Origin of the sequence: Microcoleus asticus IPMA8 (assembly GCF_013179805.1) — a bacterium.
GTDB lineage: Bacteria > Cyanobacteriota > Cyanobacteriia > Cyanobacteriales > Microcoleaceae > Microcoleus > Microcoleus asticus.
Genome location: NZ_SRRZ01000159.1, coordinates 1 through 14,654 on the forward strand (window position 1 = coordinate 1; position 14,654 = coordinate 14,654).

General features: G+C 46.1%; 12 protein-coding genes and 1 pseudogene. 8 read left to right on the top strand and 5 right to left on the bottom strand.

The features are described from left to right. Positions 1-112: 112 nt before the first annotated feature. The 6 genes from E5S67_RS28255 (at position 113) to E5S67_RS28280 (ending at position 7,729) form a co-directional block, all read left to right on the top strand. Positions 113-499, top strand: coding sequence for a hypothetical protein (locus tag E5S67_RS28255; RefSeq protein WP_246277018.1), 387 nt, complete (start codon positions 113-115; stop codon positions 497-499). Between the two features lie 574 nt (positions 500-1,073). After that, entirely contained in the window at positions 1,074-3,236 is a 2,163-nt protein-coding gene (locus tag E5S67_RS28260) for a DUF4394 domain-containing protein (RefSeq protein ID WP_172192260.1), read from the top strand. A gap of 163 nt (positions 3,237-3,399) precedes the next feature. Continuing rightward, positions 3,400-3,687, top strand: a complete 288-nt coding sequence (locus E5S67_RS28265; RefSeq protein WP_172192262.1) for a hypothetical protein — start codon at positions 3,400-3,402, stop codon at positions 3,685-3,687. 208 nt (positions 3,688-3,895) lie between these two features. After that, positions 3,896-5,140 (top strand): ribonucleoside-triphosphate reductase, adenosylcobalamin-dependent, encoded by a 1,245-nt coding sequence (nrdJ, locus tag E5S67_RS28270; protein ID WP_216670772.1) that lies wholly within the window; start codon positions 3,896-3,898, stop codon positions 5,138-5,140. Between the two features lie 244 nt (positions 5,141-5,384). Then, complete coding sequence (gene nrdJ / locus E5S67_RS28275; protein WP_246277019.1) at positions 5,385-6,458, top strand: ribonucleoside-triphosphate reductase, adenosylcobalamin-dependent; 1,074 nt, start codon at positions 5,385-5,387, stop codon at positions 6,456-6,458. A gap of 161 nt (positions 6,459-6,619) precedes the next feature. Continuing rightward, positions 6,620-7,729 carry a formylglycine-generating enzyme family protein gene (locus E5S67_RS28280; protein ID WP_172192264.1) on the top strand — a complete coding sequence of 370 codons (1,110 nt, stop codon included), beginning with the start codon at positions 6,620-6,622 and terminating at the stop codon, positions 7,727-7,729. Positions 7,730-7,790: 61 nt separating this feature from the next. On the opposite strand, the gene E5S67_RS28285 is transcribed toward E5S67_RS28280, so the two are convergent. Together E5S67_RS28285 and E5S67_RS28290 are read right to left on the bottom strand one after the other, a co-directional pair. Beyond that, positions 7,791-7,952 carry a hypothetical protein gene (locus E5S67_RS28285; RefSeq protein WP_216670773.1) on the bottom strand — a complete coding sequence of 54 codons (162 nt, stop codon included), beginning with the start codon at positions 7,950-7,952 and terminating at the stop codon, positions 7,791-7,793. 16 nt (positions 7,953-7,968) lie between these two features. After that, entirely contained in the window at positions 7,969-9,255 is a 1,287-nt protein-coding gene (locus tag E5S67_RS28290) for a Glu/Leu/Phe/Val family dehydrogenase (RefSeq protein WP_172192266.1), read from the bottom strand. A 379-nt stretch (positions 9,256-9,634) separates the two neighbouring features. On the opposite strand from E5S67_RS28290, the gene E5S67_RS28295 reads away from it, so the two are divergent. Beyond that, positions 9,635-10,246, top strand: a complete 612-nt coding sequence (locus tag E5S67_RS28295) for a DUF4126 domain-containing protein (RefSeq protein ID WP_172192268.1) — start codon at positions 9,635-9,637, stop codon at positions 10,244-10,246. A gap of 201 nt (positions 10,247-10,447) precedes the next feature. Here E5S67_RS28295 and hemH read toward each other — a convergent pair whose 3' ends face one another. Continuing rightward, on the bottom strand, positions 10,448-11,611 hold the full coding sequence (gene hemH, locus E5S67_RS28300) for a ferrochelatase (protein WP_172192270.1): 1,164 nt from the start codon (positions 11,609-11,611) through the stop codon (positions 10,448-10,450). A 100-nt stretch (positions 11,612-11,711) separates the two neighbouring features. Between hemH and E5S67_RS28305 the strand changes: the two are divergent. Continuing rightward, positions 11,712-12,351 (top strand): annotated as a pseudogene (locus tag E5S67_RS28305) (class I SAM-dependent methyltransferase). Between the two features lie 138 nt (positions 12,352-12,489). Here E5S67_RS28305 and E5S67_RS28310 read toward each other — a convergent pair. Both E5S67_RS28310 and E5S67_RS28315 read right to left on the bottom strand, forming a co-directional pair. Beyond that, a complete protein-coding gene (locus tag E5S67_RS28310; RefSeq protein ID WP_172192272.1) occupies positions 12,490-13,611 on the bottom strand; it encodes a hypothetical protein in 1,122 nt (373 codons plus the stop codon). A 236-nt stretch (positions 13,612-13,847) separates the two neighbouring features. Then, positions 13,848-14,564, bottom strand: coding sequence for a GDYXXLXY domain-containing protein (locus tag E5S67_RS28315; protein WP_172192274.1), 717 nt, complete (start codon positions 14,562-14,564; stop codon positions 13,848-13,850). Between the last annotated feature and the right edge of the window lie 90 nt (positions 14,565-14,654).

A 14,654-nucleotide genomic window follows, 5' to 3' on the forward strand; every position in this document is an offset into this window, starting at 1 on the left:
ATTTTAGTTGATTATTAATAATTTATAAGTCTACAATTATACATTGCTCTGCCAACTTTAGCAATCTTTTCCTATCATTCAACACTTCTGAATTTTAACACCCTGGGCGCTGTTGAAAAAACCTGATATAAACGGATTTGGGGGTGTAATTGGCTGTCTGAATCTCATCCTAATTTACGCAGCCATCACCCAACTATTCCTATTTACAAAAACCCGAAATCAGGAAATTTGGGCCGTCGGGACAGTCGGCAGCGCTATCTTGTTGCCACCTGCGATCTTATCTATGCTCTTGCTTACTCCAGAAAAAGCTCCTTTTTTGTGGTTGTCTTCAACATTTTTTGGCATTTGGTTTTCGCCGTATCTGACAGCCGCGTCAGGAAATACGATTTTGCTCTCCATACTCAGTCAGTGGACTGTCTTGGTGTTGTTGAACTTCAAATTGCGATCGCAACTGAGACTCGCAGGGCAATCAGCTTCTAAAGCACTGCTGAAAGCTTGAAAAAGCAGGGGAAGGCATTAAACGTGAAACTCCGATTCAGGCAGGGATTTAAACCCCTGCCTGAAAGCTTAAGTCGTCTGAAAACGACTGTTCAACTAACTTATTATGCCAATTCCGCATTTATAATCCACTTTATATTGAGCGATGGTGCCGTCGCTACACAGACAAAGCCCACCTTCGCAGGCTTTAAGATTAAAGTTGAAAAATAATTTCTGACTGTACAGATCCAAAATTATAGAGTCAGCGTATATTACTAATGAACGCAGTACAAAATTTCATAGGTTCGCACCGCTAAAAATTTCAGCTTGCCTGTTTGCAGTTGAGCTGCGATCGCCCTTGGCTACACACCTAACTATAAAATACGGCTAAGTGATCTGTATTTAGGAGTGGGTTTATTTGAATCGGGGGGCGGGTTTATATATCATTTTAGCTGCGTGTAATACTTTTATGGCAACCCACCCCTACAGCCGAAAATAAGAAAAACTCTCCTAAAAGTGCCAATTTGTGATATTTTGACTGAGAATACCACCGCCGTTAGGCAACAGAAGTATCAAATTTAGAGGGTGATTAGAGCATGGCAGAAATTAGAGACACGGCCCAAGCAAACTTGCTAGCAGGAACTCCAGAAGATGACCTAATTTTTGGTTTGATGGGCAATGACACCATTGCCGGAAACTCTGGGAATGACAGCATTTATGGAGGTAAGCAAAGCGATTTAATTGAGGGGAATGCTGGTCAAGATACGCTATTTGGAGATTTAGAGAACGACACTATTAACGGCGGAGAAGGTAACGATTTTTTAGTGGGCGGAAAAGGCAGCGATTCCATATCGGGCAACTCCGGCAATGATGTTTTGTCGGGCGATCGAGATACTGATGTCCTGATAGGAGGAGAGGGGGCAGACTTATTTGTTTTGAGTCGCTACGCTGATGCAGATCCTGGTCGTACCAGCGGCGGTGCTAATTTCGCAAATGCTGACGCGATCGCCGATTTTGCAGCCGGTACCGATTTAATCGGTTTGGCGGGAGGTCTTAGTTTTAGCGACTTGAATATTCAGGAAGCTGGAAACGATACTGTTATTCAAGACAGAGTGACTGGAGAATTTCTCGCTACTCTCAGAGGGGTGAGACAAAGTGCGATTAACCAGGCAAGTTTCACTAATAATATTGGCAGCGTTGTTCCAAATCCCCCGCCTCCAGCGCTGACAACGGCTTATGCTTTAACTGCTGCTAATCGGATTGTCGGTTTTAGTCTTTCCAATCCGGGAAGTGTGATCTCAGATTTCCCCGTGACTGGATTGCAAGCGGGAGAAAATTTGCTGGGAATTGATTATCGGCCGGCTAACGGTGTGCTTTACGGTGTGAGTTCTAGCAATCGCTTGTATACTGTCAATCCGAGAACCGGGGAAGCCAGTCAAGTCGGTAGCGGGCAGTTTGCTGTTCCCCTAACTCCGGGGGCTGCGGGCTTTGATTTCAATCCGACAGTCGATCGAATTCGGTTTGTCAATGAAGCCGATCAAAACGCCCGCCTCAACCCGGATACGGGAGGAGTTGTGGATTTTGACACGCTGGCGGGGGGAATTCAACTCGACGGGAATTTGGCTTACCGGACCGGCGATCGCAATTTTGGGTCAAATCCGGCTGCTGCTGGGGCTGCGTATGTGAATAACTTTGCAGGGGGAACTTCGACAACGCTGTTTGTAATTGACAGCGATTTGGATGTTTTGGTGCGACAAGATCCGCCGAATAATGGAGTGTTGAATACGATCGGATCTTTGGGAGTTGATGCTACTAGCGTTCTCGGCTTTGATGTCAGGAGTATTGGCGGCCGCGAGGTGGCAGTGGCGGCGCTGGAAGTTGGGGGCGTTTCGGGCTTGTACAATATCAATTTAAGTAGCGGTCAAGCTTCCTTTGTCGGTCAAATTGCCGACGGCAGACAGATTAACGGTTTGGCTTTGCCTTTGCCTACAGCTTACGCCTTGACTGTCAGAAATGGCGCCGAAACAATTGTCGGTTTTAACGAGGCGGCACCGCGGGCGATTCTCAGCGACGCAGCAGTTACGGGGTTGCAGCCGGGAGAAAGTTTGCTGGGGATTGATTTTCGCCCCGCTAACGGTGTGCTTTACGGTGTGGGTTCTAGCAATCGCTTGTACGCCATCAATCCGGTGACTGGGGCTGCAACTGCTGTTGGTAGCGGGCAGTTTGCTGTTCCCCTAACTCCGGGGGCTGCGGGTTTTGATTTCAATCCGACAGTCGATCGAATTCGGTTTGTCAATCAAGCTGGTCAAAACGCCCGCCTCAACCCGGATACTGGGGCAATTGTCGATTTTGACACGCTGACAGGGGGAATTCAACTTGACGGGAATTTGGCTTACCGGGCGGGCGATCGCAATGCTGGCAATCCCGGCGCGGCTGCTGCTGCGGCGTATGTGAATAACTTTGCCGGGGCAACTTCGACGACACTATTTGCAATTGACACCAATTTAGACGTTTTGGTGCGCCAAGATCCGCCTAATAATGGAGTGTTAAATACGATCGGATCTTTGGGAATTGATGCTGGTACCGTTCTCGGCTTTGATGTCAGGAGTGTTGGCGGTAACGAGACGGCTTTGGCTGCGATCGAGGTTGGCGGAGTTTCCAGCCTGTACAATATCAATTTGACGACCGGTCAAGCTTCGATTGTCGGTCAAATTGGTGACGGGCGAGGGATTAAAGGCTTAGCACTGACTTTGATTTAACTGCTAGATTCCCAGCGATTTTAGGCATCAATTATGTACTTTTTAGGTATAAAGTTGAAAAAAACTCAACTTTTCTACTATCTCAAATTGTCAGTCTAAAATCGTTTGGGCAATTCCCAATTCCCAATTTGAGGTAACATATTATTTTGACAACCAAGATAAGATGTTATCTCAAGTTTTTTACTTGCTACGTTCCCGCAGTGACGGCAAATATCTGTCCGCGAATCCCAATCCAGATGCGGCAGTGAGTTACCTGCTGATGTTTAGTGAAGACTATGACGCTTTGAGTTATCTCAACGCCCACGCTGCTGATGTTGCCGATCGATTCGGAGTAGAATCGATTTCCGGTTCTCAGGTAAAAAAGCTACTCGAACGTTGGGGATTTAACGGTGTGGGGGTTGTTCAAGACCCGCTGTTACCCAATATTGAGTTTTTATTGACAAAGGATTGACAATTCACAACATTTGCGCTTCACCCGGTTTCAGGAAGAAATCGGGTTTTTTGGTCACGTTTTTAGGCGATCGCCCGATCGAGCTTGTAGAGTTCTATGCCCCACATTTAGTGCAAATTGTCAAATATATTAACCTTTTACCCTAAATCTGAATCCTGTTGTATATTCGTAGTCTGTTGATTTATTCCGACACGTCAGTACACAACCTATGGTTCGAGAATTAGAGCGATCGAGTGCCAGCGAGAAACGCAACCTGTCCGATTTCCCCCAAACAGCACCCGCAGCCAATCCAGTATTTTTCAGGACTTACAGTCGCCGTACCGAGACGGGAAGGGAGACTTGGGCCGAAGTGTGCGCGAGAACAGTCAAGGGGCTGCAAAAGCTTGGAAACCTCACCCCCGAAGAAACACAACTGCTGCACCGGATGCAAAACCAGCTCAAAACCCTCGCTTCAGGCCGCTGGCTGTGGGTAGGTGGCAGCAAATGGATCGAACAACCAGAGAATTTTTCCGGCGCATATAATTGCTCCTCAACAAATATTCTCGACTGGCGTTCCTTTGGTTTGTTGATGGATTTGGCAATGATGGGCTGCGGCACAGGGGCAGTCTTGGAACCACAATATATCAACCAACTGCCGCTGATTCGCAACCGTTTAACCCTAACCATGCAAGGCGAAATCGGCTCTACACCCGCCCAGTCGCGCCGTCAAGAAACCGAAGTAAAAATAGCAGAAAAAACCGCAACTATTTATGTCGGAGATTCTCGCCAAGGTTGGGTAAACTCCTATCAAACTTTGCTGGAATTATCCACTGATGAAAGATTTGCAGGAGAAATTCAAGTATTCATCGATTTGAGCGACGTTCGCCCGGTGGGAGAACCTTTAAAAGGTTTTGGGGGAGTAGCAAATCCGGTGAAATTGCCAGATCTTTATCAGCGCTGCGCCGCTATTTTAAATAAAGCTTTAGGGCGGCAGTTAAATTCAGTTGAATGCTGCGTGTTGATTGATGAAGCTGCGGTCACAATTGTTGCTGGCAATATTAGAAGATCGGCCGGAATGCGTCAGTTTGATGCTGATGACGAACTAGGGGCAAATGCTAAAAATAATTTGTGGCAACAAGATGAAAGCGGCAACTGGAGAATCGATCCAGAACGCGATGCTCTTCGGATGGCAAACCATACGCGAGTTTTCCATACCAAACCTACACTAGAAGAATGTATTGATGCTGTCCGCAAACAGTATTACAGCGGCGAAGGTGCGATTCAATGGGCCGGCGAAGCTGTAGCTCGATCTAACGTTGATTTACTTTCAACACCGAGTCTTAGAAGTGAGTTTTTGAAAGCTTACGATGAAGGAAAAGCTAAAGAGTGGTTGCAGGAACGCCATCCTAATATGACTGCTGGCGAGTTAGAGCATCGGTTAGTCCGTGTGGGCTTAAACCCGTGTGGTAAGTAATTTTGCCTCACGTAAAAAACCTCGCAAAATCGGAGAAGACTGAGATGTTAACTCCGAGGTAAGTAAGGGAATTAAAAGTCCTTTACCACCGTAGAGCGTACCGGGTGAACCTTCTTTTTTGAAGAATATAATCCTGGCAAGAGTGCGGGGCATTTACAACTACAGTAAATGAAAAAGTACGCCGATCTACAGGGAAAATCGAATCTGTAGAACTAAAGGATAAAAAGCCTTTAGGGTAACAAACATGGAAATCATCGGCTCTAATTTTCACTGTAATTTGGCGGAGGTTCACCTCAATCAAATTGATCCTTACAACTTCAAAGAACAGGAGGAAGCTTTCAAGGCGGCGGCTCTATCTGTCGCGGTACTTCTCAATCACAAATTTCTTGAACCCCGCTATCAATACAGCCGCGAACTAGACCCGATTGTCGGCGTATCTTTCACGGGATTGTTCGATTTCTTCGTTCATGCTTTTGGCGTGGAGTGGCTGCGCTGGTGGGTGGAAGGCCGCCCGCAAACTCCACAAGGAATCGCTTTTAAACAGCGGGAAGAAGAGTATTTGACTGGTTGGCGCGAGATTGTCAATGGGGTAGTATGGGATTATTGCGATCGCCATTCCTTAAAACGCCCAAATCGCTGCACAACGGTTCAACCATCGGGTACTAAATCTCTGCTGACAGGTGCTTCTCCCGGCTGGCATCCGCCGAAAGCCCAGCGTTTCATTCGCCGAATCACTTTCGGCAAAAACGACCCCGTAGCCCTCGCCTGCATCGACTACGGATACAATGTTATTCCGTCTCAATCTGACAAAGATGAAAACGGCAATTTGCTGAACAATCCCTTCGATGAACGCTGCACAGAATGGCTGGTAGAAATACCTGTTGCAGTAAGTTGGGCTGATTTACCGGGAGCCGATGAAATTGACATTAGCAAGTTCTCGGCTGCCGCACAAATGGACTTTTATATGCAGGTGCAAAAGTTCTATGTCAGACATAACACTTCGGCCACGATTGAATTGCGGGAAAATGAAGTGGAAAGTTTGGGTACTCGGATTTATGAAGCGATTCGTGATGATGAAGGCTACATTTCCGCAGCGCTTTTGGCTCGGTTTGATGCTCTTGAAACTTTCCCGCGTTTGCCCTTTGAACCGGTGAGCAAGGAAACTTACACCAAGATGGTGGAAGAGACTTTAGCGCGCCGGGAAATTGATGTTTTTCACGCGGCTTTGAGTCGCTATGACTTAGGTGAAATGATGGATTCCGGGCCTGCGGGCTGCGATTCTGATAAGTGTTTGATGCCGGAGACTAAGGCTATATAGTACCGTTGAACTACATCCCCCAAATGGGGGATTTTTTTTGATTATTTTTAGCAAATAGGCGGTTTCAACCGCCGCATAATCGAGGGGATAGCTAAAAATGCTATCATTCGACAATCAGAGATTAAAGTTGTGCTGAATTAAAATGCAGAGGCTTTAGTGCAATGTCAGACAACCAAAATGAACCTAGAGAATACGATGCCGTTCTCGGCAGTCAAAATTCAATGCCTGTCAATGCTGCGATACTCGGAGGCATCCCCGGCGTTAAAAGCCGCTTAGCCTCGCCCGCTGTCGAAGCTAGAATCGCCGCACTCTCTGAAGCGCTGAAATATGGAGAAGCCGGCTTGGATTTAATAATTCAAGCATTGCAAGATGAGTCAATGCAGGTAAAATTTGCTGCCTATTCACTGCTGAAAGATAAAGATAAGGAGAAATTCAAACAACATTTACGTAACTATTTTGAATTTGATGTCATCACAGTCGATGCGTATGGAAAAGAAAACAGTCGCAGAAAGTCTTTTGCTCACTTTTTTTCTGAAGACTTAGGTAACTCAATTATACTGGAAATGGTTTACATTCCCGGCGGCACATTTATGATGGGTTGCCTCAACGACGAAGCAGGACGAAAGGAGGACGAAAGTCCGCAGCATCAAGTAACAGTACCTGCTTTTTATGCAGGCAAATACCCCATCACTCAAGCACAGTGGCAAACAGTGATGGGATACAACTTATCGCAATTCAAAGGAGAAAAACGTCCTGTTGAACGTGTATCGTGGAATTGGGCTGTCGAATTCTGTGGCAAACTCTCGCGAAAAACCGGGAAAAAATATCGCCTCCTGAGTGAAGCAGAATGGGAATACGCTTGCCGGGCAGGAACAACAACCCCATTTCATTTTGGGGAAACTATTACCCCGAAATTAGTCAACTATAACGGAAACTACCCCTACGCAAACGCCCCCAAAGGACTTTACCGCGGACAAACAACCGATGTCGGAAGTTTTCCCCCCAATGCCTTTGGACTGTACGATATGCACGGCAATGTTTGGGAATGGTGCAGCGATTGGTGGCATCATAACTACAATGGCACACCAACTGACGGAAGTTCCTGGGAAACAGGCACATTTGAATACGTAATGCAGCGTGGCGGTTCCTGGGTCAACGATGTGATCCTTTGCCGCAGTGCCTATCGTACCAGGAAGCAGGCGATAGACCGCGGCAATGACCTCGGTTTTCGCGTAGCTGTAGAATACCCAGATCCCCGACTTCTTAAATAAGTCCGAGTTCTCACGAAAAATACCGAGAAGAAGTCAAGGATCTAATACTCGGATAAATTACTTATTTGAAAATATCTTTCCGCTTCTGCAACAGCAAAGTGGCGGTTAAATAAACTGCGGCGTGCAGACCTAAAATTCCCCAATTCAGAGCCAAGTTTTGCCAAGTCGGTTCGTAGACTGCACTTTTTTCAAATAGCTGCGGTAAGATTGTACAATCGCACAATCTTACCGCACTTCCCTCAACCGTTTATGTAATAATCCCGCGTTCCCTTCGCATTCATCGCTTCTCCGAGTCGATTTAACCCGTACACGTAAGCGGCAGTTCTCATGGAAACTGACAGTTCCTGAGATTTTTTCCAAATTGCTTCAGTTTCTTCGACCATTTTATGCTTCAACCGCTGGTTGACTTCATCCAGCGTCCAATAAAGTCCGCTGCGGTTTTGCACCCACTCGAAATAACTAACCGTTACGCCTCCGGCATTGACTAAAATATCAGGAATTACGTGAATTCCCCGCGTTTCTAAAACCAAATCAGCAGCAGAATCAATCGGGCCGTTAGCTACTTCAAAAATAAACTTAGCCTTAACATCATTAACATTGGCTTCTGTTATTTGATTCTCCAAAGCGGCAGGAACTAGCACGTCTACATCTAATGCTAAAAGTTGCTCATTGGTCAAGATTTCGTGCTCGATAATATTGCAAACTGAACCTTCGCAGTAAATAGCTTTGATACCTTTGTTAGAGTCTTTAAAACCTCGAATACTGGGGATGTCCAGACCTTGTTTAGCATAAATTCCCCCTTGGGAATCGCTGACAGCAACAACTTTGTAACCTGCTTTCCAGAGCAGTTCTGCTATTTCTGCACCGGCATTACCAAAACCTTGTACCGCTACAGTTGTATCTTGAGGATTTAGCTCAAATTTGGGTAGAAGAGTTTGTACTACAAAAAAAGCACCCATTGCTGTTGCCGTATCTCTGCCCAAACTACCGCCAATTGTCACTGGTTTACCAGTCACAACCGCTGGAGAAAGCTGCCGCTTAATAATATTGTACTGATCCATCATCCAACCCATAATCATGGGATTGGTGTAGACATCTGGCGCGGGAATATCGACATCGGGGCCGATGAAATCTGCGATCGCATCGACATAGCCCCGGCTCAACCGTTCCAATTCCAGTTTGGACAATTCCTTGGGATTGAGAGTAATTCCGCCCTTGGCTCCTCCAAAAGGCAAGTTCAAAACTGCACATTTAAAAGTCATCCAAAATGCTAAGGATTGCACTTCATCAAGGGACACTCCCGGATGATAGCGCACTCCTCCTTTAGACGGGCCTCTGGTATTGTCGTAGCGCACCCGATAACCTTGAAAAATTCGCAGGGAACCGTCGTCCATCCGCACGGGAATCGATACAATTAAACTGGATTTGGGGTATTTCAGCCGTTCGATCGTATCCTCGGAAAGCGACACATATTTTAAGGCTCGTTCTAATCGGCGACTGGCATCGGCAAATAATGAATCAGACATAATAAGACGAAGGAAGAAGGAATAAGGAAGAGGTTGGAGGGAAGACAGGAGAAGAATTTGCCGGAAAGCTCTTGCTTAGCGGGCATCTTAAATTTAATTGTTTCGGATTACCTGCTGCTTTTGCGATACTTTCTAATTTAATCACAATCCCGCCTTAATTCTGCATAAGTGCCTTCTACATAAGTGCTCTCTACCTTGTGTCGATCGACAATATCGCAGTACCAAGCAGCGATTAAGCAGATACACTTACAATAGAAGGTGATATTTAAGCTGAAGCCGCAATTTGAGTTCGATCGCTCAAATCACAGCCAGCCATCAGGGGAATTAAATTCTGAAATAGATCGAGGCTTTAGCTGACGTTATCAACTGAATTATTATTATGGTTGGACTCCTAGCCGCACTCTCTGGGTCTGCGGCAGGGGGTATGAGAATTGCCCTGCCCCTGCTGTTAATTGGTTTGTTGCGGATTGATAAACTTTGGTCGGAAATACCTCTATTGTCGGGGGTTCACCCCCAAGTGGCTATCACCATCTTGGTGAGTTGGTCGCTGTTAGAATTATTTGCTTCTAAAACCTTTGTAGGACAGCGGGTACTGCAAGTTGTGCAAATTATTTTCAGTCCCATTGTAGGAGCAATTATGGGAATTGCGATCGCTCAGGTAAGTTCGATCGACGAAATTATTGTTCACCCTTGGATGCTGTGGATTATTGGTGTTGTCGGAGGTTTGTTGGCTTTAGTGCTGCAACTGGTACAAGCAGGATGGCTTTACCGACTGCGGGGTTTGCCGATTTGGGTAATTTTCCTCCAAGATGTTCTGTGCATTTCCTTGGTTTTGTTTGCCTTTGACGCTCCGCGGCAGGGAGGGCTAGTTGCTATGATGCTGCTGTGGCTGGCAATTCGCAGTTCTAAAGAGTGGTATCGCTGGTACAGAAGTCAGGGAATAACGGGCGATAGGGGAAATCCCCGCCGCCACAAGCGCGATCCTGATTAATTAGTGATTAGTTATTTGTGATTAGTCATATCGTTTACAGTTGTTTCGGAATGATTTAACCGCAGAGATCGCAGAGGGCGCTGAGGAAGAGAACAGAGACATGAATAATTCCGATCCCAACGGATTTGATCTCATTAGTCATTTGTAACAACGGTCAACAGTCAACAGTCAACTGTCAACTGTCAACTGTCAACTGTCAATTTAAAGCAATCCGATCGAATGTAGCGGGCCCTGACCCGTAATTAACTCCAGCAATAGTGCCACAAAACCAATCATCGCCACACGACCGTTCCAGACTTCGGCCCCCGTGGTCAAACCCCACTCCCACTGCTCTTGAGGGTACATTTTCACTATCTTGGAAGGGCGTATAACATCAGAGAATTTAACGCTGGGAGATTCGATCGACTCGATGACTAAATCAGCCAAGGCTTCAATAAACACCGGATGAGTATTCAGGGCGGGCACTCGGTAGAAATTCAGAATCCCCGATTCTTCTGCTAATTCTCGATACTCCATGTCAATTTCTTGCAGAGTCTCGATGTGCTCGGAAACGAAACTAATCGGAACTACCAACAAATCTTGGACTCCATTTTCTGCCAATTCGGTAATGGCGTCTTCGGTGTAAGGCTTGAGCCATTCCACCGGGCCAACCCGACTTTGATAAGCTAGAGTGTGTTCGTTCGATCGGTTCAAATGTTCCATAATCAGACGAGTGCAATCTTGGATCTCGCGCTGATAGGGGTCTCCAGCCTCTTCTACATAGCTGAGGGGGACGCCGTGGGCGCTAAAAAAGATGTGAACTCGATCGGGATCGGGATTGTGGTCTAGTTCTTGGGCTATCAGTTCCGACATTGCCTGAATGTAGCCCGGCCGCTGATACCAAGAAGGAACAGCGGTATATTCTATATCCTTGAGGGCTGGATCTTTGCCCCACATTTCTTCTAGCTGCCGGAAGCTAGAACCGCTGGTGCTGATTGAAAATTGAGGATACAGCGGCAAGATTGTCAAGTGTTCGATGCGATCGCGCTTAATTTTGGCGATCGCCTCTTCAGTAAAAGGATGCCAGTAGCGCATCCCCACGTACACTCGAGCATCCTGTCCCTTTTTTTGCAAGAGTTCTTGCAGCGAAGCGGCTTGTTCCTCGGTAATCCGCCGCAAAGGAGAGCCGCCCCCGATTTGGCGGTAGTTTTCCTGGGATTTCTGAAAACGCAGGGTCGAAATCAACCAGGCGAGCGGTTTTTGCATCCACGGAAACGGAATGCGAATGATTTCCGGGTCAGCAAACAAGTTGAACAGGAAAGGACGGACATCCTCGATTTGATCTGGCCCGCCCAAGTTTAATAGCAATACTCCCACACGACCCATAGCGGTTACAGCTCTCCCATCGTCTCAGTTCTGTTATTTATCTTTATCATATAACTTAATAATCTCTTAAGTCGATAGCAAGGTATACATAATTTTGACTGTGGCAACAATTTTGAGAGATTTAAGTTATCGGTATCAGTGGCTCTACGATACGATCGCGCGTCTTGCTGATTTGAGCGCAGGCGGCGAGGCTCGTTTGAGCCAACTAGCCTTGCAAAATTTGACCGTCAGCGCGGAAACTAAAGTTTTAGACCTTTGCAGCCGCAGCCGTCAAACTACGCAGTTTCTGGTGCAATATTCCCAGGCTCTTACAGGACTTGACGCTTCGCCATTATCTCTGCAACGGGCAAGAAAAAATGTACCATCAGCCAATTATGTAGAAGCTTTTGCTGAGTCGATGCCTTTTCCCTACAGTCTGTTTGACAGGAGTGCACAGCAGCATTGCGATGCACGAAATGCGATCGGCGCAGTTGCGAGAAATCTTTCTGGAAGTATACCGGGTGCTTAAGCCCGGTGGTCTATTCATTTTGGTAGATTTTCATCGGCCCAGAAATCCGGTATTTCGGCCAGGGTTGGCTGTATTTTTGTGGTTGTTTGAGACTGAAACTGACTTGGGGAGTTTGTTGGCAGAAGTGGGATTGCGATCGTACAATTCCGAAGAAGCTCAGCAACCAAAAATTTATGCTGGCGACAGCATTCAAGTAATCCAAGTTCAAAAGTCATTAGTCATTAGTCATTAGTCATTAGTAGACAAGATTACCTTTCCTTGCAAACAATCGGGAAAAGCATCTGCGTTTATCTGCGTTTATCTGCGGTTTCCCTATCAATCAAAAAATCTGCAATAAGTCTACTAATGACTAATGACTAATGACTCCTAACTAAACAAACTTTTTCGCTTCTGCCAAAGCCGCCTCAAACTTGAGCAATACATCCTTTTCTGTGTGAATAACTTTCTCTTGTTCAAGCAGCGGGCGGCCAAAGCGAAAAATGCCGTCCTGTTCTACGTGCTCTACATAAGGCAACGTTTCTGGATGCGGCAAAAATTTTCTGCCGATTGTGTACGGCGTGTGGAAAGAAAAACTAAAATCGGGAAACTTATCGCTCTTGATTTCCAGGTAGTAAAGCGAGTAATAATCTTTGGTTTCGGAGTACACACATTCGCGGCACTTATTTACCAATTTGCGGTTCTGATAGAAAAACTCCCACTTGTCCCAATAGTAGCCATCTTTCATCATTTCCTGGTGGTCGTCGCACAGTTCGAGATATAATTTGTCAGCATCCGCCGGACGGTAGAAGTAAAGCATGGCGTAGGGCATCTCAATCAGTAACTTGACAGCTTGATTTTTTCGCTGGTACCATTCCTGCTGGTGAGTTTCGTATACTTCCTTATATTTAATTGCTTTAAAGCTGTTGAGCTGATTTTCTTTGGCCCACCGCGACGCCCAAACTGTCCAGTAAGCTAGCTGGAAAGTTGCTGAAATTTCCGCCGAACCTTGTTCTTTCCAGTCGGCAATGATTTTTTCCCAAGCTGAACTAAAAGCTCCTCGGGATTGTTCGTTTTCGGCGCGGTTTTCTGTATTGATTGGGGAGGCTGTTGGGCGATTATTTTGAATCAGCCCTTTGGGTTCTTTGCGCCAATTATTAATATCGGTTTCCGTTAGACTTAAGATGAATCTTCTGTCGTGAACGGGATATTCTAAATGGATTCCAGATTTGCGAAAAGAGCGGTATTCTAGAATAGGGAGTTTGCCTTGTTCAATCCACTGCTGCCGTTCTGCTGGCGAACACTTGAGTATTCCTTCTAATTCTACGGGATCGACGGCTAATTCACTTTTGAATGTCTCCCAAAATCTTTCTTGTTCGGCTGGATTTACTTCCAGCACGGATACAATTTTGCTGACTAGGTAATCGGTTTTGTCTTGGCAGTTGTCGGGAAGTCCTAAAAATTCGAGGAGTTTGGTCTTGAGTATGCGTCTGGCAGAGATTAGCTCGGCTAACATGAGAAGCTCCAGTAGAGTCATGACTTGCGCCCTTGAATTGGCAAGATTTGCGCAAGTCTTATATATCTTAATAGATTCTCCTGGGTTGTTGACAATTGAAATGTCCGCGCCAGCGAAGCTATCCCGAACCCGCGTGCTTTCGGGAATGGTAGGGAATTGCCCAACCTCCGCTCCATGCTTAAGCCAAAATACTCAAAACAAGGCTAAAAGACCGATCGACCTTTTGGCTAAATTGGCTAAAATCGATAATTGCGATCGCGCACCCACAAACTCACAGGCACAGCATGGCCTGTTTTGTCAACCTTTACTTCTACCAAAAATGATTGTCGCTGGTTCCTTTGAGCTTCGCTAATCTCCTGATTGACTTTTTCCCTTTCATCCTCTGGCATATAATAAGTTTCTAAGCCGTATTCCATCCGCCAACTGTTATATTTGCCCTTAATTGCGATTTGATTGGCGGGCAAATTGGCGGGATTTTTGAGACTGACGCGGACGGGTTTCCAAGCTTGGGGGCGGCCGGGATTAGTCGCGGCTTTTGGCGCTTCTAAGATTACATAAAAACTGGTTTGTGGCTTGGGATTGTGCGTATTTTGTGGACAAGCAACCCCGGGCGGACAAGGTGTTTTTTCCGCAGGTAAATCTTTCCAGCCTGGGAGTTTTTCGAGATTTGTGCGATCGGAAATATCATAGCTCAAAACTTGGTAATATCCGCGCAGCAAATCGTAAGGGTCTACTGGTAGAGTTTGCAGGACAACTGTTTTGCCAGTAATAAAAGTGTAAACTGCCGTCGCTGGTACTGCGGCAATTAGTCCGATTTGCAGCAGCAACGGAACCCACAGCCGCCACGCGGGAAGGCGTTTTGCTTCCGGGGGAAGGGTGAAGGATGGAGGATTAGCGCTGGTATCTGCTATGAAGGAACTTTTATCTGTTAAATCTTGCTTTTCGGTGTTCATAAGCTGTTTCGCATTAAAAATGGTATAATAATAAATCACAAGCCACAGAAAAGCCAGAAGTATGCCAGCCAAAAATCATCTAAATGCAGA

Coding starts and splice junctions, on each gene's coding strand:
- E5S67_RS28260 (WP_172192260.1), top strand. CDS start 1,074: ATGGCAGAAATTAGAGACACGGCCCAAGCAAACTTGCTAGCAGGAACT.
- E5S67_RS28265 (WP_172192262.1), top strand. CDS start 3,400: ATGTTATCTCAAGTTTTTTACTTGCTACGTTCCCGCAGTGACGGCAAA.
- nrdJ (WP_216670772.1), top strand. CDS start 3,896: ATGGTTCGAGAATTAGAGCGATCGAGTGCCAGCGAGAAACGCAACCTG.
- nrdJ (WP_246277019.1), top strand. CDS start 5,385: ATGGAAATCATCGGCTCTAATTTTCACTGTAATTTGGCGGAGGTTCAC.
- E5S67_RS28280 (WP_172192264.1), top strand. CDS start 6,620: ATGTCAGACAACCAAAATGAACCTAGAGAATACGATGCCGTTCTCGGC.
- E5S67_RS28290 (WP_172192266.1), bottom strand. CDS start 9,255: ATGTCTGATTCATTATTTGCCGATGCCAGTCGCCGATTAGAACGAGCC.
- E5S67_RS28295 (WP_172192268.1), top strand. CDS start 9,635: ATGGTTGGACTCCTAGCCGCACTCTCTGGGTCTGCGGCAGGGGGTATG.
- hemH (WP_172192270.1), bottom strand. CDS start 11,611: ATGGGTCGTGTGGGAGTATTGCTATTAAACTTGGGCGGGCCAGATCAA.
- E5S67_RS28310 (WP_172192272.1), bottom strand. CDS start 13,611: ATGTTAGCCGAGCTAATCTCTGCCAGACGCATACTCAAGACCAAACTC.
- E5S67_RS28315 (WP_172192274.1), bottom strand. CDS start 14,564: ATGAACACCGAAAAGCAAGATTTAACAGATAAAAGTTCCTTCATAGCA.